Origin of the sequence: Streptomyces sp. NPDC088733 (assembly GCF_044751185.1) — a bacterium.
Taxonomy (GTDB): domain Bacteria; phylum Actinomycetota; class Actinomycetes; order Streptomycetales; family Streptomycetaceae; genus Actinacidiphila.
Genome location: NZ_JBIVLH010000009.1, coordinates 38,597 through 56,445 on the forward strand (window position 1 = coordinate 38,597; position 17,849 = coordinate 56,445).

The following is a 17,849-nucleotide window of genomic DNA, read 5'->3' on the forward strand; positions in this document are numbered from 1 at the left end:
CCACCGCGCCGACGGCCGTTCCGGGCCTGTGGATTACTCACCGGTTGTGGATAACTTCGTCGCCCGGTCGAGGGGACCGCGGATTCAGACCTGGCGGCACGGCCCGGGCGGTGATGTGCTGGAGAGCGAAACGAAGCGCCTGAGCCCGACAACGGGAGGTGGTCGACGTGCCCAGGCAGACCTTGCACGACGGCCTGTCCGGAAACTCCAGGTCCCACCCCGGCGACGTGTCCCGCCGCGTCGCGGAGCGGCGGGAGCAATTGGGGCTCAGCCGCGAGGAAGTGGCCACACGGGCCGGGATGACCCCGGGCTATGTGCGCTACGTGGAGGAGCAGTGCCACCACAGCATCGGCACCAACGCCCTGCTCCGTCTCGCGGGCGCGTTGCGGACCACGGCCAGCCGCCTGCTCGGGGGTGACCTCGAAAGCTGTCCCGACGATGTGGTGACCGGCCAGCCGGTGCCCTGCGACCTGGGCGCGGACGAGTGCTGGACCCGGCTGTCGGGGCAGGACGTCGGCAGGGTCGCGCTGACCACCGCCACGGGCCATCCCGCCGTACTGCCGGTCATCTACTCCGTCGTCGAGGGCACCATCGTCTACCGCACGGCGCCGCACACCCCGCCGGCCGCCGGGCGGGGCACCGAGGTCGCCTTCGAGGTCGATCGGTTCGACGCGTCCCTCAGCGCCGGCTGGAGCGTGCTGCTTCTCGGGAACGTCGAGCACGTCACCGACTCCGACGAGGTGCGCGCGCTCGCCAGGGACGCCCACCCCGACCCGTGGGCCGACGGCACCCACGACCTGTGGATACGGATCGTCCCCTCGAACGTCACGGGGTGCCTGATACGCGTCGACTGAAGCCGGGAGCCGGGAGCCGGGAGCCGGGAGCCGGGAGCCGGGAGCCGGGAGCCCGGAGCCGCCCGCCGCCCGCCGTCAGCCCGGGACGAGCACGGCGGCGCCGTTGACGCGGTCGGCGGCCAGATCCGCCAGGGCACGGTCCGCGTGGTCCATCGGGTACGGGGTGGCCGTCACCCGGATCCCGATCCTGGCCGCCAGGGCCAGGAACTCCTGTCCGTCCTGTCTGGTGTTGGAGGTGACACTGCGCAGATTCCGTTCCTGGAACAGATGGCGCTGGTAGTTGAGCGAGGGGATGTCCGTGAGGTGGATGCCGGCGACGGCCAGCGTGCCGCCCCGGTCCAGCGCCTCCAGGGCGACCGGCACCAGGTCGCCGACGGGCGCGAAGAGGATGGCCGCGTCGAGCGGTTCCGGGGGGCGGGCGTCGGCACCGGCCGCCGAGGCCGCACCGAGTTCCAGCGCGAGTTCGCGGGCCTTCTGGGACCGGGTGAGCACATGCACCGTCGCTCCCTCGGCCAGGGCGACCTGCGCGGCGATGTGCGCCGACGCCCCGAAGCCGTAGATGCCCAGCCGTCCGCCGTGCGGCAGGTCACTGCGGCGCAGTGCGCGATAGCCGATGATCCCGGCGCACAGCAGGGGCGCGAGGTGCACGGCGTCGTGGCCGTCGGCGTCCTCGGGCAGCGCGTATGCGTAGTCCTCCGGGACGGTGGTGAAGTCCGCGAAGCCGCCGTCCGCGTCCCAGCCGGTGTAGACGGAGAACGGGCACAGGTTCTCCCGTCCGGACCGGCAGTAGGCGCAGTTCCCACAGGTGCCGCGCAGCCAGGCCACACCGACCCGGTCGCCCTCGGCGAAGCGGGCGGCGAGATCGCCCATGGCGACGACCCGCCCGACGACCTCGTGCCCCGGCACGGTCTCCCGGCGGTGCGGGGGCAGGTCCCCCTCGGCCAGATGGAGATCGGTCCGGCAGACGCCGCACGCCTCGACGCGCAGCAGCAGCTCCGTCGGTCCCGGCACCGGCTTCGGCCGGGCGACGCGCACCAACGGCTCCGTGATCATGGGCCCGGGCCGGTCGACGACCCAACCGCTCAGCATGTCTCCAGTCTGTGGCCCGCAGCCGTCGCCGCGCACGGTGAAACCGGCCGGGGGCGATACCGGCGGCAGGGCCGCCCGCCACGGCCCGGTTCACCCTGCCCGTCCCGCTCACCCCGCGAGCGGGCGTACGCCGAAGGCCCCCGGTCGTTGCCGACGGGGGCCTTCACCCGAAAGTGGGGCGCCGCTCGGGCGGATCCGCGTGTGCGGACGCGCGAAGCCCTCCGCTCAGGCGGCGGAGGTGCTCGCCGAGCTGGACGAGGAGCCGCCGGTGCCCGAGGACGAACCCGTCGAAGAGGACGAGGACGACGACGAAGACGCGGACGACTTCGACTCGGAACCGCTGCCGGCCTTGGCCGCCGGGGCGCTGCTGGACGACGAGCCGCGGCTGTCGGTCCGGTAGAAACCGGAACCCTTGAAGACAACGCCGACCGCGGAGAAGACCTTGCGCAGGCGGCCGTGGCACGCCGGGCACTCGGTGAGCGCGTCGTCGCTGAACTTCTGCACCGCCTCGAGGCCCTCGCCGCACTCGGTGCACTGGTACTGGTAGGTCGGCACTTGCTCCTCCTGGCACTCTGACTCAGTGAGTGCTAACGACGGTCAATAGTGCAGCATTCCGCGGCGTCAGTCCACCGTGACCGGCACTCGGTGACCGATACCACTGCCGTCCCCACGTGCCGCGACCAGTCCCGCGGACTGCGGAGCGAGCCTGCCGCGCAGTGCCAGCAAGGTGATCAGCGCTAATGCGGTACCGGCCAGGGGCACGGTGAATCCGGCGCTCGCACCGATGCCGTCCGCGAGCCGGCCGGCCGCCGTGGCCGCCGCCGCCTGCCCGAGCGCGACCGCGCCCGTCAGCCAGGTGAACGCCTCCGTGCGGACCTGCGCGGGCACCAGCGATTCCACCAGGGTGTAGCCGGTGATCAGTGCCGGGGCGATGGTCAGCCCGACGAGCAGCCCGAGCCCGCCGAGCAGCGGCACGGCGTGTGCCGCCCACAGCATCGAGGTGGCCGCGGTCAGCGCGGTGTAGCCGATGACCATCCGCCGCCGGGGCCCGGACTTCCAGGCCACCGCGCCGCAGACGATGCCGGCCAGCATGTTCCCGGCGGCGAAGGTGCCGTACAGCAGGCCGTTGATGTCCGGCCGGCCGATCTCCTCGGTGAAGGCCGTCATGGAGACCTGCATGCCGCCGAAGACCGCGCCGATGCCGAGGAAGGCGACCGCGAGGACCCGCACGCCCGGCACGGTCAGCGCCGAGGGCTGCCGTCCGCGGGTGCCGCCCGTGGCGCGGGCGGCCGGCGCGGGCGCGGTCCGTCGCTGCGCGGCGAAGACCAGGCCGCCCGCCAGGGTCAGCCCGGCTTCGGCCAGCAGCCCGGCCGCCGGGTGGACGCCGGTGCACAGGGCCGTGGCCAGCACCGGGCCGATGACGAAGGTGAACTCGTCGGTCACCGACTCGAAGGCTGCGGCGGTCGGCAGCAGCGGGGACTTCTCCGGCAGGGTGGCCGCCCAGCGTGCGCGCACCATGGGCCCGACCTGCGGCACCGAGGCACCCGCCGGCACCGCGACCGCCAGCAGTGCCCACAGGGGGGCGTGCGCGAGGGCGAGCAGTGACAGCAGCGTCACGGCGGCCGTGTGCACGAGCACGCCGGGTACGAGCACCGCGCCCTGCCCGAAGCGGTCGGCGAGCTTGCCGCTCTGCGGGGCGAACAGCGCCATGGCGACGCCGGTGACGGCGGACACGGCTCCCGCGGTGCCGTAGGAGCCGGTCGTGTGCTGCACGAGCAGCACGATGCCGATCGTGAGCATCGCGAAAGGCTGCCGGGCGGTGAACCCGGGCAGCAGGAACGTCCACGCTCCGGGCGTGCGCAGCAGCTGTCCGTAGCCGGGCCGTCCCGCGCCGGACGACGCACGGTCCCGGCGCGCCTTGTGCGGCGTACGAGGTGAGGGACGGGGAGAACCGGAGGATCGATCGACCGTGGATGCCACGGCCCGGGCCTTTCTGCCGCCTGGTAGCGCACCCTGGACGTCTGGTCGCGTACGGTGCGCCGAGAGCTGTCCTCTCGCGCTTGACCGAGGTAGATACCGGGTGTCCGGCCGCCGGGCGGTCGCGCCAGCTCTGCGTCAGGCAGAGTTGGTGGTGACTGTCGTGCAGCTATGTTAACGGCTGGTTTCGCGCCCTGATTCCAGCCATCCGGCCAGCTTGCCGCCCCGGCCGACCGCGCGCAGCCGCGCCTCGGCCTTGTCGCGCACCGGGTCGGTCGCGACGACCAGGAGTTCGTCGCCGGTCCGCAGCACGGTCGTCGGCAGCGGCACGAAGCTCTTGCCCTCGCGGACGACCAGTGTGACCGCGGCCCCGGGCGGCAGCCGCAGTTCGTTGACCTCCACGCCGTGCATGCGCGACCGGGTGGGGATGCGCATCGACAGCAGGTGGCCGCGCAGCCGTTCCAGCGGGGCCGACTCGATGCCCAGGTCCTCGGCCTCGCCCGGGTCGTCGATGCGCAGGGCCTTGGCGATCCACGGCAGGGTCGGGCCCTGCACCAGGGTGTAGACGATCACCAGGACGAAGACGATGTTGAAGATCCGCTCGCTCTGCTCGATCTGGGCCACCATCGGGATGGTGGCGAGCACGATGGGCACCGCGCCGCGCAGTCCCGCCCAGGAGATCAACGCGTGCTCGCGGAGGGGCATGCGGAAGGGCAGGAGGCTCGCCGCCACCGACAGCGGCCGCGCGACCATGGTCAGCACGAGCCCGACGACGATCGCCGGCACGATGTCGTCGCCCAGTTCGTGCGGGGTCACCAGCAGGCCCAGCAGCACGAACAGCCCGATCTGCGCGATCCACGCGAGCCCCTCGGCGAAGCCGCGGGTGGCCGGCCGGTGCGGCAGCCTGGCGTTGCCGAGCACGACGGAGGCGACGTAGACGGCGAGGAAGCCCGAGCCGTGCGCCATGGCGCCGCCCGCGTAGGCGAGGACGGCGATGGCCATGACCGCGATCGGGTAGAGGCCGGAGGCGGGCAGCGCGACGTGGCGCAGGGCGTACGCGCCGAGCAGGCCGACCGCCAGGCCGACGACGCAGCCGATCGCCAGCTCCAGGATGATCTCGCCCAGCAGGACGCCCCAGTTGTGCACCGGCCAGTGCTCGGAGAAGGCGACGACCAGGATGACCACGGGTGCGTCGTTGAAGCCCGACTCGGCTTCCAGGACACCGGTCAGCCGGGTCGGCAGCGGGACCCGGCGCAGTACGGAGAAGACCGCCGCCGCGTCGGTGGAGGACACCACGGCGCCGATGAGGATCGCCTGCCGCCAGTCGAGTCCGACGAGGTAGTGCCCGCCCGCCGCGGTGACGCCGACGCTGATCGCGATCCCGAAGGTCGCGAGCACGGTGGCGGCCGGCATCGCCGGTTTGATCTCCCGCCACTTGGTGCCCAGACCACCCTCGGCAAGAATCACCACAAGTGCGGCATATCCTAGCACTTGGGTCAGTTCGGCGTTGTCGAACTTCACGCCGAGGCCGTCCTGCCCGATCGCCACGCCGATACCCAGGTAGATCAGCAGGCTGGGCAGTCCGCTGCGCGAGGAAAGGCGCACGGCGATCACCGCGATGAGCAGCACGGCGGCGCACACCAGCAGGAGCTCGTTGAGGCGGTTGACAGTCAGGAGCCGTTCCTTTCACCGCAGTTCGTTGCCCTGCCTAACATTTTACCTGCGCTTGGGGTCGCTGCGATCTCTGCGGCCCGTCCGGGAGTGGCTTCTGCACCGCTTCCGTACAGCTTCCGTCCCCGCTCCCGGCACCGCTTGGGAGGCGGCTGGACACTACGCCTAAGGTGGCCCCTAGCAATCGGTCCACCCTGCCCTCGAAGGACATCGATGCCCCCCAAGACAAAGTCCCGCCGCGTGCGCCTGATCGTGATCGGGGTCGTACTCCTGCTGGTGGCGGGCATCGCCTTCGGGTCGTACTGGAGCGTCGCGACCGTTCGCGCCTCCCTCCCGCAGACCACCGGAACGCTGCAGCTCAAGGGCCTGTCGGGGCCCGTGCAGGTCAAGCGGGACGGCAACGGCATCCCGCAGATCTACGCGGACACCCCGCAGGACCTCTTCCGCGCCCAGGGGTACGTCCAGGCGCAGGACCGCTTCTACGAGATGGACGTGCGCCGGCACCTGACCGCCGGCCGCCTCTCGGAGATGTTCGGCAGCGGCCAGGTGGAGACCGACGCCTTCCTGCGCACGTTGGGCTGGCGGCGGGTCGCGCAGGCCGAGTACGACACGAAGCTGTCGAAGACCACCAAGGACTACCTGCAGGCCTACTCGGACGGCGTCAACGCCTACTTGGACGGTCACAAGGGCGCCGACCTGTCCGTGGAGTACGCGGCCCTCCAGCTGACCAACGACTACACCCCGGAGCGGTGGACGCCGGTCGACTCGGTCGCCTGGCTCAAGGCCATGGCCTGGGACCTGCGCGGCAACATGCAGGACGAGATCGACCGCGCGCTGCTGACCAGCCGGCTGAACCCCCAGCAGATCGCGAGTCTGTACCCGGCGTACCCGTACGCGCGGCACCAGGCGATCGTCGACGGCGGAACGGTCAATACCGTCACAGGTGCGTACGAACCGCCCGGCACCGCCACGAGCGGCGCGTCCGGCGACACTTCGGGCACGGGCACCGGCACGGGCACAGGCACCGACGGAGGCACAGGCACCGGCACCGACGGCGGTACCGGCACAGGCACCGACGGAGGTGCCGGCACAGGCACCGACGGAGGTACCGGCACCGACGGCGGCACCGGCTCCACCGTCGACGAGGCCGCCGGCAACCTGCAGTCGCAGCTCGCCTCGCTCTCCGGCACCCTGGACCAGATCCCGGCGCTGCTCGGCCCCAACGGCAACGGCATCGGCTCCAACTCGTGGGTCGTCGACGGTGAGCACACCACCACCGGCAAGCCGCTGCTCGCCAACGATCCGCACCTGGCGCCCCAGATGCCCTCGCTCTGGTACCAGATGGGCCTGCACTGCACGACGGTCTCCCAGGCCTGCCCCTTCGACGTCGCCGGCTACACCTTCTCCGGCATGCCGGGCGTGGTCATCGGCCACAACCAGTCGATCGCCTGGGGCATGACGAACCTGGGTGCCGACGTCACCGATCTGTACCTGGAGAAGCTCTCCGACAGCACCTACCTGTACGACGGCAAGCAGCGGCCGCTGCAGACCCGCCAGGAGACGATCAAGGTCGCCGGGGGAGCGGACCGCACGATCACCGTCCGCAGCACCAACAACGGCCCGGTGGTCTCCGACCGCAGCTCCGAGCTGCTCAAGGTCGGCGACCGGGCGCCCGTGGACAACTCCGCGCCCGACCGCGGCGACGGCTACGCGATCTCCCTGAAGTGGACCGCCCTCCAGCCGTCCAAGACGATGGACGCGGTGTTCGAGCTGGACACCGCGACCGGCTGGGACGAGTTCCGGGCCGCGGCCCGCGACTTCGCGGTCCCCTCGCAGAACCTGATCTACGCCGACGGCAAGGGCGCCCACGGCAACATCGGGTACCAGGCCCCCGGCCAGGTCCCGACCCGCGCCGCCGGTTACGACGGCACCTACCCGGCCCCCGGCTGGGACCCGAAGTACCAGTGGGGCAAGCCGATCCCCTTCGACGCCATGCCCTGGGACTACAACCCGCCGCGCGGCTACATCGTCACCGCCAACCAGGCCGTGGTCGACCAGCACAAGTACCCCTACCTGCTCACCCAGGACTGGGGCTACGGCACGCGCAGCCAGCGGATCAACGACCTGATCGCGTCCAAGATCAAGGACAGCGGGCTGGTCTCGATGGACGACATGCAGAAGATGCAGAGCGACAACAGCAGCGAGATCGCCAAGCTGCTGGTGCCGTACCTGCTGAAGATCGACATCAAGAACGACAAGGACGACTACGTCCGCAACGCGCAGAAGCTGCTGGAGAGCTGGGACTACAACCAGGACGCGGACTCCGCGGCCGCGGCCTACTTCAACGCGGTCTGGCGCAACACCCTCAAGCTCGCCTTCGGCAACAAGCTGCCCAAGGAACTGCGCCCGAAGGGGCAGTGCCTGACCGTGCCGGCGGCCGACCGGTCCGGTCCGGTCGACGACCTGAGCGGCAAGTCCCAGCTCGTGCGCGAGTGCGGCCAGCGCGACGCGGACCAGGCGCAGCCGGACGGCGGCGACCGCTGGTTCGAGGTGGTGCGGTCGATCATCAAGGACGAGGACAACCCGTGGTGGACCACGTCCCCCACGGCCTTCTTCGACAAGGACAGCGGCAAGCCGCGCACGACCCGCGACGAACTGCTCGCCCAGGCCATGAAGGACGCCCGCTACGAGCTGACGGCCAAGCTCGGCAAGAACATCGACACCTGGAGCTGGGGCCGGCTGCACCAGCTGGAGCTGCGCAACCAGACGCTCGGCACCGGCGGCCCGGCCGTCGTGCGCTGGCTGCTGAACCGCGGGCCCTGGAACCTCGGCGGCGGCGAGGCGGCGGTCGACGCCACCGGCTGGAACGCGGCCGGCGGCTACGAGGTGGTCTGGGTGCCGTCGATGCGGATGGTGGTCTCGCTGGACGACTTCGACAAGTCGCGGTGGATCAACCTCACCGGCGCCTCCGGCCACGCCTACAGCTCGCACTACTCGGACCAGACGACGAAGTGGGCCAAGGGCGAACTCCTGCCGTGGGCGTTCACCAAGCCCTCGGTCGACGCCAAGACGCAGGACACGCTCGCGCTGACGCCGTGAGCCGCTGACGCGCACGTACCAGGAGGGGCGAGCCCGTGGGGCCCGCCCCTCCTCGCGTTCAGCGCGGCCCGAACCGCCGTACGCCGTCCGGGGTGACGGCCGCGTCCACCGGCCGGTCGTGCGGCTCGGCGGGCACGCGCTCCAGGACTTCGTGCCCGTACAGCAGGACCACCAGGGCCGGCGTCGCCCCGCACGCCTCCAGCCGGGCCAGCACGCGGTCGTAGCTGCCGCCGCCGCGCCCCAGGCGCAGGCCGCGCGTGTCGACCGCCAGGCCCGGCAGCAGCACGGCGTGGGCGCCCGTGACGGCGTCGGGGCCGAGGCGGGGGCCGGTGGGCTCGTACAGGCCCCGGGACGTCCGCACGAGCGCGTCCGGGCCCTCGTAGGGGCCCCAGTCCAGATCGTTGTCGGGGAGCAGGACGGGCAGCAGGACCCGCACGCCGCGTTCGCGCAGTGCCTCCAGCAGCGCGCGGGTGCCCGGTTCCGTGCCCATCGAGACGTAGGCCGCCACGGTCCGGGACTTCCCGGACAGCTCGGGCAACTCCAGCGCATGGTGGGCGATTCGCCGCTCCGCCTCCGTCCGGACGCTGTTCGTCAACCCGCTCCTCACCCGGATGAGGTTTTCTCGCAACCCTGCTTTGCTACCGTGACCGCTATTCATTTGGCTCACAAACGCCGCCTACCGCCGTCAAGCAACCGGAACTTCATCTTCACCTCATATACAGCGGTTATTGTGCAGACCATGACTCACGCGCGTACTCGGATCAGCAAGGCTGTCATCCCCGCAGCCGGCCTCGGCACCCGTTTCCTTCCCGCCACCAAGGCGACACCCAAGGAAATGCTGCCGGTCGTGGACAAGCCCGCCATCCAGTACGTGGTCGAGGAGGCCGTCGCGGCCAACCTCTCCGACGTCCTCATGATCACCGGCCGCAACAAGCGCCCGCTCGAGGACCACTTCGACCGCAACTACGAGCTCGAAGAGGCCCTGACCCGCAAGGGCGACGAGTCCCGGCTCGCCAAGGTCCAGGAGTCCAGCGACCTGGCCACCATGCACTACGTCCGCCAGGGCAACCCCCGCGGCCTCGGCCACGCGGTCCTCTGCGCCGAACCGCACGTCGGCGACCAGCCCTTCGCGGTCCTCCTCGGCGACGACCTGATCGACCCCCGCGACCCGCTGCTCAGCACGATGATCGACGTGCAGGAGCGGCACGGCGGCAGCGTCGTGGCGCTGATGGAGGTCGACCCCAGCCAGATCCACCTCTACGGCAGCGCGGCGGTCGTCCCCACCGACGACGACAACGTGGTCCGGATCACCGACCTCGTCGAGAAGCCCGCGGCGGGCGAGGCGCCTTCCGCGTACGCCATCATCGGCCGCTACGTCCTGGACCCGGCGATCTTCGGCGTGCTGGGCAAGACGCAGCCCGGCCGCGGCGGCGAGATCCAGCTGACCGACGCCCTGCGCGAACTGGCCCAGGCGGGCGGCCCCGACGGCCCCGTGCACGGCGTGATCTTCAAGGGCCGGCGCTACGACACCGGAGACCGTGCCGACTATCTGCGTGCCATTGTCCGACTGGCATGCGAACGTGATGACCTGGGCCCGGACTTCCGGACCTGGCTGCGTTCGTATGTCAACGAGGAGATGCAGGCTTGAGCAGTAGTACGGCCGCCGGTGCCGATCGCGTCTGGTCCGTCTCGGAACATCTCGACAACATCCTCCGGCAGTTGAGACCCCTGGAGCCGATCGAGCTGCAACTGCTCGACGCCCAGGGGTGCGTGCTCGTCGAGGACGTCATGGTGCCGGTGTCGCTGCCGCCCTTCGAGAACAGCTCGATGGACGGCTACGCGGTGCGCACCACCGACACCCAGGGCGCGGACGACGAGCATCCGGCCGTACTGACCGTCATCGGCGACGTGGCGGCCGGCAGCGGCGAGCCGCCGACCGTCGGACCGGGGGAGGCGGCGCGCATCATGACCGGCGCGCCGCTGCCGCCCGGTGCCGAGGCCGTCGTCCCGGTCGAGTGGACCGACGGCGGCAGCGGCGAGCCGGGGCCCGTCAGCGGCATGGCCGCGGCGAGCCGTGCGCCAGGGGCGTCGTCCGGCGAGGTCCGGGTCTACCGGCAGGTCGAGGCGGGCGCCCACGTCCGGGCCCGCGGCAGCGACGTGACCGCCGGTGAGCTGGCCCTCGCCGCGGGCACGGTGCTGGGGCCGCCGCAGATCGCGCTGCTCGCCGCCGTCGGCCGAGCCGCGGTGCGGGTGCGGCCCCGGCCGCGGGTCGTCGTGGTGTCGACCGGCAGCGAACTGGTGCCGCCCGGTGAGGCGCTCGGTCCCGGCCGCATCCACGACTCCAACAGCTTCATGCTCACCGCCGCCGCGCGGGACGCGGGCGCCCAGGCGTACCGCGTCGGCGCGGTCGCCGACGACGCCGAGACCTTCCGCGCCACCGTCGAGGACCAGTTGATCCGCGCCGACCTGGTGGTCACCAGCGGCGGTGTCAGCGTCGGCGCGTACGACGTGGTCAAGGAGGCGCTGGGCGAGGAGATCGAGTTCCGCACGCTGGCCATGCAGCCCGGCAAGCCGCAGGGTTTCGGCTTCGTCGACGCGGGCGCCCGTGCCGAGCCCCCGACGACCGACGCCGCCGCGGAGGACGAGGAGGCGGCCGCGGAGCCGGAGCGCACCCCGCTGGTCGCGCTGCCGGGCAACCCGGTCAGCGCGTACGTCTCCTTCGAGCTGTTCGTGCGCCCCGCGATCCGCACGCTGATGGGTGTCGAGCCCATCCACCGGCCGTCGGTGCGGGCGGTCTGCCCGACGGGCGTGACCTCGTCCCCGAAGGGCAGGCGCCAGTTCCTGCGCGGCCGTCACGAGGCCGCGACGGGCACGGTCACCCCTGTGGGCGGGGCGGGTTCGCACTTGGTGGGGGCGCTCGCCCACGCCAACTCGCTGATCGTCGTTCCCGAGGACGTCACGGAGATCGCCGCGGGCTCCGAGGTCGACGTGGTCCTGCTCGACTGAGCGGGTAGCGTACTCCCACGCGAGCACGCGCGAGCAGTGGGAGTGTCCGTAGCGATGACAGAACAGCAGCGCCTGACGCACATCGACGCCGCGGGGGCGGCCCGGATGGTCGACGTGTCGGAGAAGGACATCACCACCCGCACCGCGCGCGCCACCGGCCGGGTCCTGGTCTCGGCGCGCGTCGTCGAACTGCTGCGGGGCGAGGGCGTTCCCAAGGGCGACGCCCTCGCCACCGCGCGCATCGCCGGCATCATGGGCGCCAAGCGCACCCCCGACCTGATCCCGCTCTGCCACCCGCTGGCCGTCTCGGGCGTGAAGGTCGACCTCGCCGTGGGCGACTCCTCCGTCGACATCACCGCCACGGTGCGGACCACCGACCGCACGGGCGTCGAGATGGAGGCCCTGACCGCGGTCAGCGTCGCCGCGCTCACCGTGGTCGACATGGTGAAGGCCGTGGACAAGGGCGCGGTCATCACGGACGTACGGGTCGAGGAGAAGACCGGCGGCGCGTCGGGGGACTGGAGCCGCGACCGATGAGGGCACTCGCGATCACCGCCTCCAACCGGGCTGCCGCAGGGGTCTACGAGGACCGCGGCGGCCCCCTTGTCGTCGCCGGGCTCACGGAGCTCGGCTTCGCCGTGGACGGCCCGCGCGTCGTCCCGGACGGCGATCCGGTGGGGCAGGCCCTGCGGCAGGCGGTGGCGGAGGGCTACGACGTCGTGGTCACCACCGGCGGCACCGGGATCTCGCCCACCGACCGCACCCCCGAGGTGACCCGCGACGTACTGGACTACGAGGTCCCGGGGATCGCCGAGGCCATGCGCGCCGCCGGCCGCGAGAAGGTGCCCACGGCGGTGCTCTCCCGTGGCGTGTGCGGCGTGGCCGGGCGCACCCTGGTGGTGAACCTCCCCGGATCGACCGGCGGCGTCAAGGACGGGCTGGCCGTGCTGGCCCCGCTCCTCGTGCACGCCGTCGACCAGCTCCGCGGGGGCGATCACCCTACGTCTGGGAGACCGAGCTGAACGTGTCCTGGCCGGCCGAGCTGGTGGACGGGGACGTCCTCCTCCGCCCGATAAAGATGCGCGACCAGCGCGCCTGGCGCGAGGTCAACCGCCGCAACCGCGACTGGCTGCGGCCGTGGGAGGCCACCGTGCCGCCCGCCCCGCCCGGCCACGTGGCCCTGCGGCCCACCTACCGGCAGATGGTCCGGCACCTGCGCCACGAGGCCGCCTCGGGGCGCATGATGCCGTTCGTCATCGACTACCAGGGGCGGCTGGCCGGGCAGCTCACCGTCGCGGGCATCACCTGGGGCTCGATGTGCAGCGCCCACATCGGCTACTGGGTCGACGAGGCGGTCGCGGGGCGCGGCGTGATGCCGACCGCCGTCGCCCTGGCCGTGGACCACTGCTTCCGCGCGGTCGGCCTGCACCGCGTCGAGGTGTGCATCCGGCCGGAGAACGGGCCGAGCCGGCGCGTGGTGGAGAAACTCGGCTTCCGCGACGAAGGACTGCGCCCCCGCTATCTGCACATCGACGGGGCGTGGCGGGACCATCTCGTGTTCGCGCTGACGGCCGAGGAGGTGCCGGAGGGGATGCTGAACCGGTGGCACCAGGCGCGACCCGGTACGGCTCACAAATAAGATATCTGTTCGAAATTCGTCGCCGTTTCGGCCCTCGCACGAACGCAATCAGAAAAAAATTTCGGCGTATCAGCCAGATCGTGCGACACACCGCGCCAAATTGCGTATCCGTCGTCGCGAACCCCCCTACCGTGTGAGGCGTGAGCAGCAGCGGCCTCATTTACGCAGTCATCGTCGGGGCCTGGGCTGCCTACTTGGTGCCGATGTGGCTCCGTAGGCAGGACGAGCTCAACGAAGCGCGCCCGACGGAACGCTTCAGCACCGCGATCCGGCTGCTGTCCGGACGCGCGGCGCTGGAGCGCAGGTACGCCAAAACGGCGGACCCGGACGAGGAGACCGAGGGAGACCCCACGGTCGACGTCCGGGACCTTGCCGTGCCCGCGCCCGAGGTGCCGGCGCAGCCCAGGCCACTGGCGGCCAAGCCGCAGGGGCAGGGCCAGGGGTCAGCGCAGGCGCAGGCCGGGGCGCAGCTCAAGGCCAAGAAGCCCAATCCCCGGGCCAAGGTGCTCGCCGCGCGCCGGCGCACCACCACGCTGCTCTTCCTCGCTTTCACCTTCGGCATGATCGTGGCCGCCGTCGGCGGCGTCGCCTTCCTGTGGGCCCCGGGCATCCCGGCGGTGCTGCTCACGTTCTACATCGCCCACCTGCGGGCCCAGGAGCGCCGCCGCTTCGAGGTCAAGTTCGACCAGCGCCGCGCCGCCGAGGCCGCCAAACGCCTCCGCGACGCCCGTACGGCCCGCGAGCACGCCCCCGAGGCCCCCGAAGCGACCGAGCCCGCGCCGCTGCCCCCGGCCGAGGAGCCGGCCACCGCCGACCGCCGGGCCCTCGTGGAGCAGACCGACCACGCGGAGTGGGTGGACCAGCAGCGCACCCCCACCGAGGACGCCTGGGAAGTCCCGGCGCCCCGCCCCACCTTCTCCACCGCCCCCGTGGCCCCCCGCCGCACCCGGGACCGCTCCCGCACCCCCCTGTTCGACCAGCACTCCGACCGCGACCGCCCCCGCGCCGCCAACGAGTGATCCGCACCGGGTGAGCGGAGCACCCCCGCCGGGGTGCTAGAGTTTTCCTCGTTGCAAGGGCCTGTGGCGCAGTCCGGTAGCGCACCTCGTTCGCATCGAGGGGGTCAGGGGTTCGAATCCCCTCAGGTCCACAACAGGGCCGTTCACGACTTAGGTCGGGAACGGTTCACGAGATCCCATCCAGATCGGTTGTCTGGGTGGGATTTCCTGCATTTCAGGCTGGGTACGGCACGGATGCCGCTTCGGGAAGCCCCGTTCGGTGCCGTGGGCACGTCGAGCGGAGCCGGCGATGGTTGCGCGGGCATGGCGAAGCGGCCGTGGGACCGGAGTGCTGGTGGTCCCACGGCGCGGCGGTGTGGCTTCGCTTGTGCCTGCCGGACGTCTACGTGACGGGGTTCTCGGGCGGCGGGGTGGCGATGTCGCTCTCTTCGAGGAGATCCGTCGCCTCGTACGGATCGGGCGTCTGGGGAACCTGGCCGATCGTGTAGTACTCCGCCTTCCACAGGCGTCGCTCGCGGAGGAACGACTCGATGGTCCTCAGGTTCTCGACCATGAGTTGGACGGCGGTCAGCAGGGTCTGCGCCACCCGTCCGCGGCTCTGCCGCTTCTCGCGGGCGTGCAGAAACGTGTCGACGTTCTTGGCGCGGCCGTTGAGCCCTTCGATGTGGCTGCGCAGGCCGCGGTAGGCGCGTTGCCAAAGCGCCCGGCCCCAGGGGAGTTCCTGGCGCAGTTTGGGCATCACGTCGGCCGGCACTGTCACCGTGGACTGCTGGCAGATCGCGGGACGTTGGTGCTTGGGACTGTGGGGCGGTCGTACCGTTGGGCGTGCCCCGGGATGGGCGCGACGGGCGCGCGGATTGTCCAGGTCGACGGTGTGCGCGGCACGGCCTGGACGTGGAGGCTGTGTGCGACGCCGCGATCGGTCGGCGTCCGCGTCGCGCTCCTGGGCCCAAGGGCAGGTGACGCGCGGGCTGGTGCCTGCTGCGGGGCACTGGCGGCGTTCCAGACCGCGGTGGTCTGCCGACTGCTTCAGGGGCAGGACGTAGGGGTCTGCCTGGACGATGAGGGGCAGCAGTTCTTCTCTCTGGGAGCTGCTCTTCGCTGCGGACATCTGGTGGTAGGCGTCGATGATCCGCTGCGGTGTGTGGGGGCACAGCAGATCGCCCGCGATGGCGATGGTTCCTTCGGGGGCGTCCTTCTCCTTCTTGACCATGGTGGTCTTGTAGTCGAGGACGACTTTGTAGCCGAGGGCGCGTACGGGGGTGTGGAAGTTCTCGACCTTGGCATCGGAGTAGGCGAGGTCCCCGGCGATGAATCCCTTGACGGGCCAGAGCCGTTGGACGATCTGCAGCAGGCGGACGGCTTGGGGACCGATGTCTTTGCTCGGCGCGTGGACGGCCATGCCCATGCACAGTTGGGGGTAGCGACGGGAGGTGGCCGGGTCGCTATGTCCCGCCACCAACAGCGTGGCGCTGTAGCCGAAGGTCTCATCACCGCCGCCGGAGACGTGCAGGCCGGCCGTCACTTCGAGCGACGCGTGTCGCCTGGTGCTCGGCCGGGCCCAGGTAGGGACCGCGGTTGTGTCCACCGACAGATCGCCACGCCAGTCGTCCATCAGACCGCGGGCGACGGCAATGCGGACGGGCACCAGGACAAGCTGGTTGGCGATGCGCGAAAGCGCGTGCGAGGCATCGAGATTGCGCGGATGTGCCCAGGCCAGACGGTAAGGCTCTGTTTCGTGGCGGGCCATCCGGGTCCGCCGGTCATGCCGGGCCGGGTCCAGCAGAGTCGTGATGCGGGACCACGCATCGTAGAACCGCTTCGCCGAGGCGTGCGTGGCATCGATGTCCGTCGCATCGACCGGCCTGAGCTCGAAGTACTTCAGCCAGTGCTTACGCAGCCGGAACTGCATGCACTCCCAGGCGTCGTCGATGTTCGTACTGCGTGTCTCGCGAGCGGCGAGGATCAGGCCGACCAGCACACTTTCGGCAGGAAGACCGCGAGGACCAGGACGGGCGGCCTCCAACGGGGCGAGCTCGTCGAGAATTCCGCTGGCCCGGACGAGGTCGCGGACCTGCCGCACATGGCGGTCGTTGAGCTTGGAGGGATGCGGTGACGGCGCCGGCCTGCGCTCTTCACGCTTGTGCGTCATGCCCACCCCCGCAGCAGGCGAACGGCGGCGTCTTTGGAGATCTCGGGCACCCAGGCCAGGTAGGGAGCGAGAGAGGCGGCGGACTGCAGGCCGGCGGCCTTGGCGACGAGGTCGGAAGGGACGCGGTCGCGGAGGAGGGAGACGATCCAGGTCGCGCGCAGGCGTCTCATGTCCGGGACGGGGACCTTGCGATCACGAGGCCGGTTTCTGTCGACCCAGTTGCTGATCGCGTTCTTCGGGTGCCCCACCTCGCGGTCCGGGGCGTACAGGTACCGGTGGCCCGCGTTGCTGGCGAGTTCGGCGAGGGTCTCCTCCCAGAGCGACCGGCAGACGATCAGCCGGTCGCTGCCAGGAACGCGGACGACAACCGCATCGCTGGTCAGGACGTGAATGTCTGTCCCGCGCACAGCGAGCATCTCTGCGGGGAACAGGCCGCAGCCGGCACCCAGAGCAAGCATCGCCCGGGCGTTGCCACGGCCGGTGGGGGTGGGCGGAAGGTTGTCCGCCCACACGGCCAGGCGGGTGAGGGCGCTCGCGCTGTAGGGCCGCGCGCGGGATCGGTCGGCGCTCAGGTGCGGCCGCGCCGGCTCGCCGCGCTCGACCCAGACCAGCACCTCGCGGACCCTGCTGAGCAGCGATGCGTAGGTCTGGAGCGTGCTCGGAGCGTGCTTCGTGCCCGTCAGCAGGCAGTGGGTGATGGTCGACTGGTCCAGCCACACAGCCGGGTCGCGGGGCACGCCCGCTCGCTCGGCATGGACAGCGAGCATCGCCACTACACGCAAGACCGTGGTGAGCCGGTACGGAACGTGGTCGGCCACGGTCGCGACCAGCATCCGCACGCCGTCGGCAACCGCCTCCCACTCCGGCGGTGCGTCTTTCGGGCGGTACCGCAGGATCGCATGACTCATTTCTGGCTCCAGCACGACGTGCCACGAATAGCGGCTAATCAAATAGCCGCATTGCTGGACATAGTGCACGTCGACGTGGAGGAGCGCATCTCGATGCCCGGTGGCACGCACCGCAGCACGGCCCCGAGGGACTTTGCCGTGGACCCGGACCTGTGGCCCCACGCGCCGCTGCCCGGGCACCCGCAGGCGGGTGTCGTCCAGGCCCTCGCGCGGGCCCTGGAGCGCGAGATGGCGCGTCAGGGCCTCAGCCTGAGGCAGTTGGCGCAACTGAGCGGGATCAACCGGCAGGTCATCGCGAACCTGCTCCGTGGGGACAGTTGGCCCGACGTCGTCACCGTCAGCCGGCTTGAGGACGGTCTCGGGATGCCGTTGTGGCCCGGGGCGACGAGCCCGGCGTCGGCCGTCGCTGGAGACATGAACTGACACGTATGCCTA

At 71.3% G+C, this 17,849-nt stretch carries 16 protein-coding genes and 1 tRNA gene; 10 read left to right on the forward strand and 7 right to left on the reverse strand.

Features of this window, described 5'->3' with window-relative positions:
• The first annotated feature begins 167 nt into the window (after positions 1 to 167).
• Positions 168 to 854, forward strand: a complete 687-nt coding sequence (locus ACIP64_RS18180; protein ID WP_401587442.1) for a helix-turn-helix domain-containing protein — start codon at positions 168 to 170, stop codon at positions 852 to 854.
• A gap of 75 nt (positions 855 to 929) precedes the next feature.
• Here ACIP64_RS18180 and ACIP64_RS18185 read toward each other — a convergent pair whose 3' ends face one another.
• The 4 genes from ACIP64_RS18185 to ACIP64_RS18200 form a co-directional block, all read right to left on the reverse strand.
• A complete protein-coding gene (locus tag ACIP64_RS18185; RefSeq protein ID WP_401587981.1) occupies positions 930 to 1,940 on the reverse strand; it encodes a zinc-binding alcohol dehydrogenase family protein in 1,011 nt (336 codons plus the stop codon).
• Between the two features lie 228 nt (positions 1,941 to 2,168).
• Positions 2,169 to 2,498 (reverse strand): FmdB family zinc ribbon protein, encoded by a 330-nt coding sequence (locus tag ACIP64_RS18190; RefSeq protein ID WP_401587444.1) that lies wholly within the window; start codon positions 2,496 to 2,498, stop codon positions 2,169 to 2,171.
• Between the two features lie 66 nt (positions 2,499 to 2,564).
• A complete protein-coding gene (locus ACIP64_RS18195; RefSeq protein ID WP_401587984.1) occupies positions 2,565 to 3,809 on the reverse strand; it encodes an MFS transporter in 1,245 nt (414 codons plus the stop codon).
• A 285-nt stretch (positions 3,810 to 4,094) separates the two neighbouring features.
• Complete coding sequence (locus ACIP64_RS18200; protein ID WP_401587986.1) at positions 4,095 to 5,594, reverse strand: potassium/proton antiporter; 1,500 nt, start codon at positions 5,592 to 5,594, stop codon at positions 4,095 to 4,097.
• 210 nt (positions 5,595 to 5,804) lie between these two features.
• Between ACIP64_RS18200 and ACIP64_RS18205 the strand changes: the two genes are divergently transcribed.
• Complete coding sequence (locus tag ACIP64_RS18205; RefSeq protein WP_401587447.1) at positions 5,805 to 8,690, forward strand: penicillin acylase family protein; 2,886 nt, start codon at positions 5,805 to 5,807, stop codon at positions 8,688 to 8,690.
• A 58-nt stretch (positions 8,691 to 8,748) separates the two neighbouring features.
• Here the strand turns inward: ACIP64_RS18205 and ACIP64_RS18210 are convergent, their stop codons facing one another.
• Entirely contained in the window at positions 8,749 to 9,348 is a 600-nt protein-coding gene (locus tag ACIP64_RS18210) for a 5-formyltetrahydrofolate cyclo-ligase (protein WP_401587450.1), read from the reverse strand.
• A gap of 81 nt (positions 9,349 to 9,429) precedes the next feature.
• On the opposite strand from ACIP64_RS18210, the gene galU reads away from it, so the two are divergent.
• The 7 genes from galU (at position 9,430) to ACIP64_RS18245 (ending at position 14,485) form a co-directional block, all read left to right on the forward strand.
• Positions 9,430 to 10,338 carry a UTP--glucose-1-phosphate uridylyltransferase GalU gene (galU, locus tag ACIP64_RS18215; protein ID WP_401587453.1) on the forward strand — a complete coding sequence of 303 codons (909 nt, stop codon included), beginning with the start codon at positions 9,430 to 9,432 and terminating at the stop codon, positions 10,336 to 10,338.
• Complete coding sequence (glp, locus tag ACIP64_RS18220; protein WP_401587455.1) at positions 10,335 to 11,696, forward strand: gephyrin-like molybdotransferase Glp; 1,362 nt, start codon at positions 10,335 to 10,337, stop codon at positions 11,694 to 11,696. The genes galU and glp overlap by 4 nt, the downstream gene beginning before the upstream one ends.
• A gap of 54 nt (positions 11,697 to 11,750) precedes the next feature.
• Positions 11,751 to 12,233: a cyclic pyranopterin monophosphate synthase MoaC gene (gene moaC / locus ACIP64_RS18225; protein ID WP_401587457.1), complete on the forward strand. Its 483-nt coding sequence runs from the start codon at positions 11,751 to 11,753 to the stop codon at positions 12,231 to 12,233.
• A complete protein-coding gene (locus ACIP64_RS18230; RefSeq protein WP_401587459.1) occupies positions 12,230 to 12,718 on the forward strand; it encodes a molybdenum cofactor biosynthesis protein B in 489 nt (162 codons plus the stop codon). Before moaC ends, ACIP64_RS18230 begins: the two co-directional genes overlap by 4 nt.
• Positions 12,715 to 13,335 carry a GNAT family N-acetyltransferase gene (locus tag ACIP64_RS18235; RefSeq protein WP_401587989.1) on the forward strand — a complete coding sequence of 207 codons (621 nt, stop codon included), beginning with the start codon at positions 12,715 to 12,717 and terminating at the stop codon, positions 13,333 to 13,335. Before ACIP64_RS18230 ends, ACIP64_RS18235 begins: the two co-directional genes overlap by 4 nt.
• 140 nt (positions 13,336 to 13,475) lie before the next feature.
• Positions 13,476 to 14,354 carry a hypothetical protein gene (locus ACIP64_RS18240; RefSeq protein ID WP_401587462.1) on the forward strand — a complete coding sequence of 293 codons (879 nt, stop codon included), beginning with the start codon at positions 13,476 to 13,478 and terminating at the stop codon, positions 14,352 to 14,354.
• A gap of 57 nt (positions 14,355 to 14,411) precedes the next feature.
• A tRNA-Ala gene (locus ACIP64_RS18245) sits at positions 14,412 to 14,485 on the forward strand.
• Between the two features lie 251 nt (positions 14,486 to 14,736).
• Here ACIP64_RS18245 and ACIP64_RS18250 read toward each other — a convergent pair.
• Both ACIP64_RS18250 and ACIP64_RS18255 read right to left on the reverse strand, forming a co-directional pair.
• On the reverse strand, positions 14,737 to 16,506 hold the full coding sequence (locus tag ACIP64_RS18250) for a hypothetical protein (RefSeq protein WP_401587464.1): 1,770 nt from the start codon (positions 16,504 to 16,506) through the stop codon (positions 14,737 to 14,739).
• Positions 16,503 to 17,483, reverse strand: coding sequence for a hypothetical protein (locus tag ACIP64_RS18255; RefSeq protein ID WP_401587467.1), 981 nt, complete (start codon positions 17,481 to 17,483; stop codon positions 16,503 to 16,505). The genes ACIP64_RS18250 and ACIP64_RS18255 overlap by 4 nt, the downstream gene beginning before the upstream one ends.
• Here ACIP64_RS18255 and ACIP64_RS18260 point away from each other — a divergent pair.
• On the forward strand, positions 17,466 to 17,837 hold the full coding sequence (locus ACIP64_RS18260) for a helix-turn-helix domain-containing protein (protein WP_401587469.1): 372 nt from the start codon (positions 17,466 to 17,468) through the stop codon (positions 17,835 to 17,837). The two genes, ACIP64_RS18255 and ACIP64_RS18260, sit on opposite strands and share 18 nt — an antisense overlap.
• Positions 17,838 to 17,849 lie beyond the last annotated feature (12 nt).

Coding starts and splice junctions, on each gene's coding strand:
- ACIP64_RS18205 (WP_401587447.1), top strand. CDS start 5,805: ATGCCCCCCAAGACAAAGTCCCGCCGCGTGCGCCTGATCGTGATCGGG.
- ACIP64_RS18210 (WP_401587450.1), bottom strand. CDS start 9,348: ATGAATAGCGGTCACGGTAGCAAAGCAGGGTTGCGAGAAAACCTCATC.
- galU (WP_401587453.1), top strand. CDS start 9,430: ATGACTCACGCGCGTACTCGGATCAGCAAGGCTGTCATCCCCGCAGCC.
- moaC (WP_401587457.1), top strand. CDS start 11,751: ATGACAGAACAGCAGCGCCTGACGCACATCGACGCCGCGGGGGCGGCC.
- ACIP64_RS18230 (WP_401587459.1), top strand. CDS start 12,230: ATGAGGGCACTCGCGATCACCGCCTCCAACCGGGCTGCCGCAGGGGTC.
- ACIP64_RS18250 (WP_401587464.1), bottom strand. CDS start 16,506: ATGACGCACAAGCGTGAAGAGCGCAGGCCGGCGCCGTCACCGCATCCC.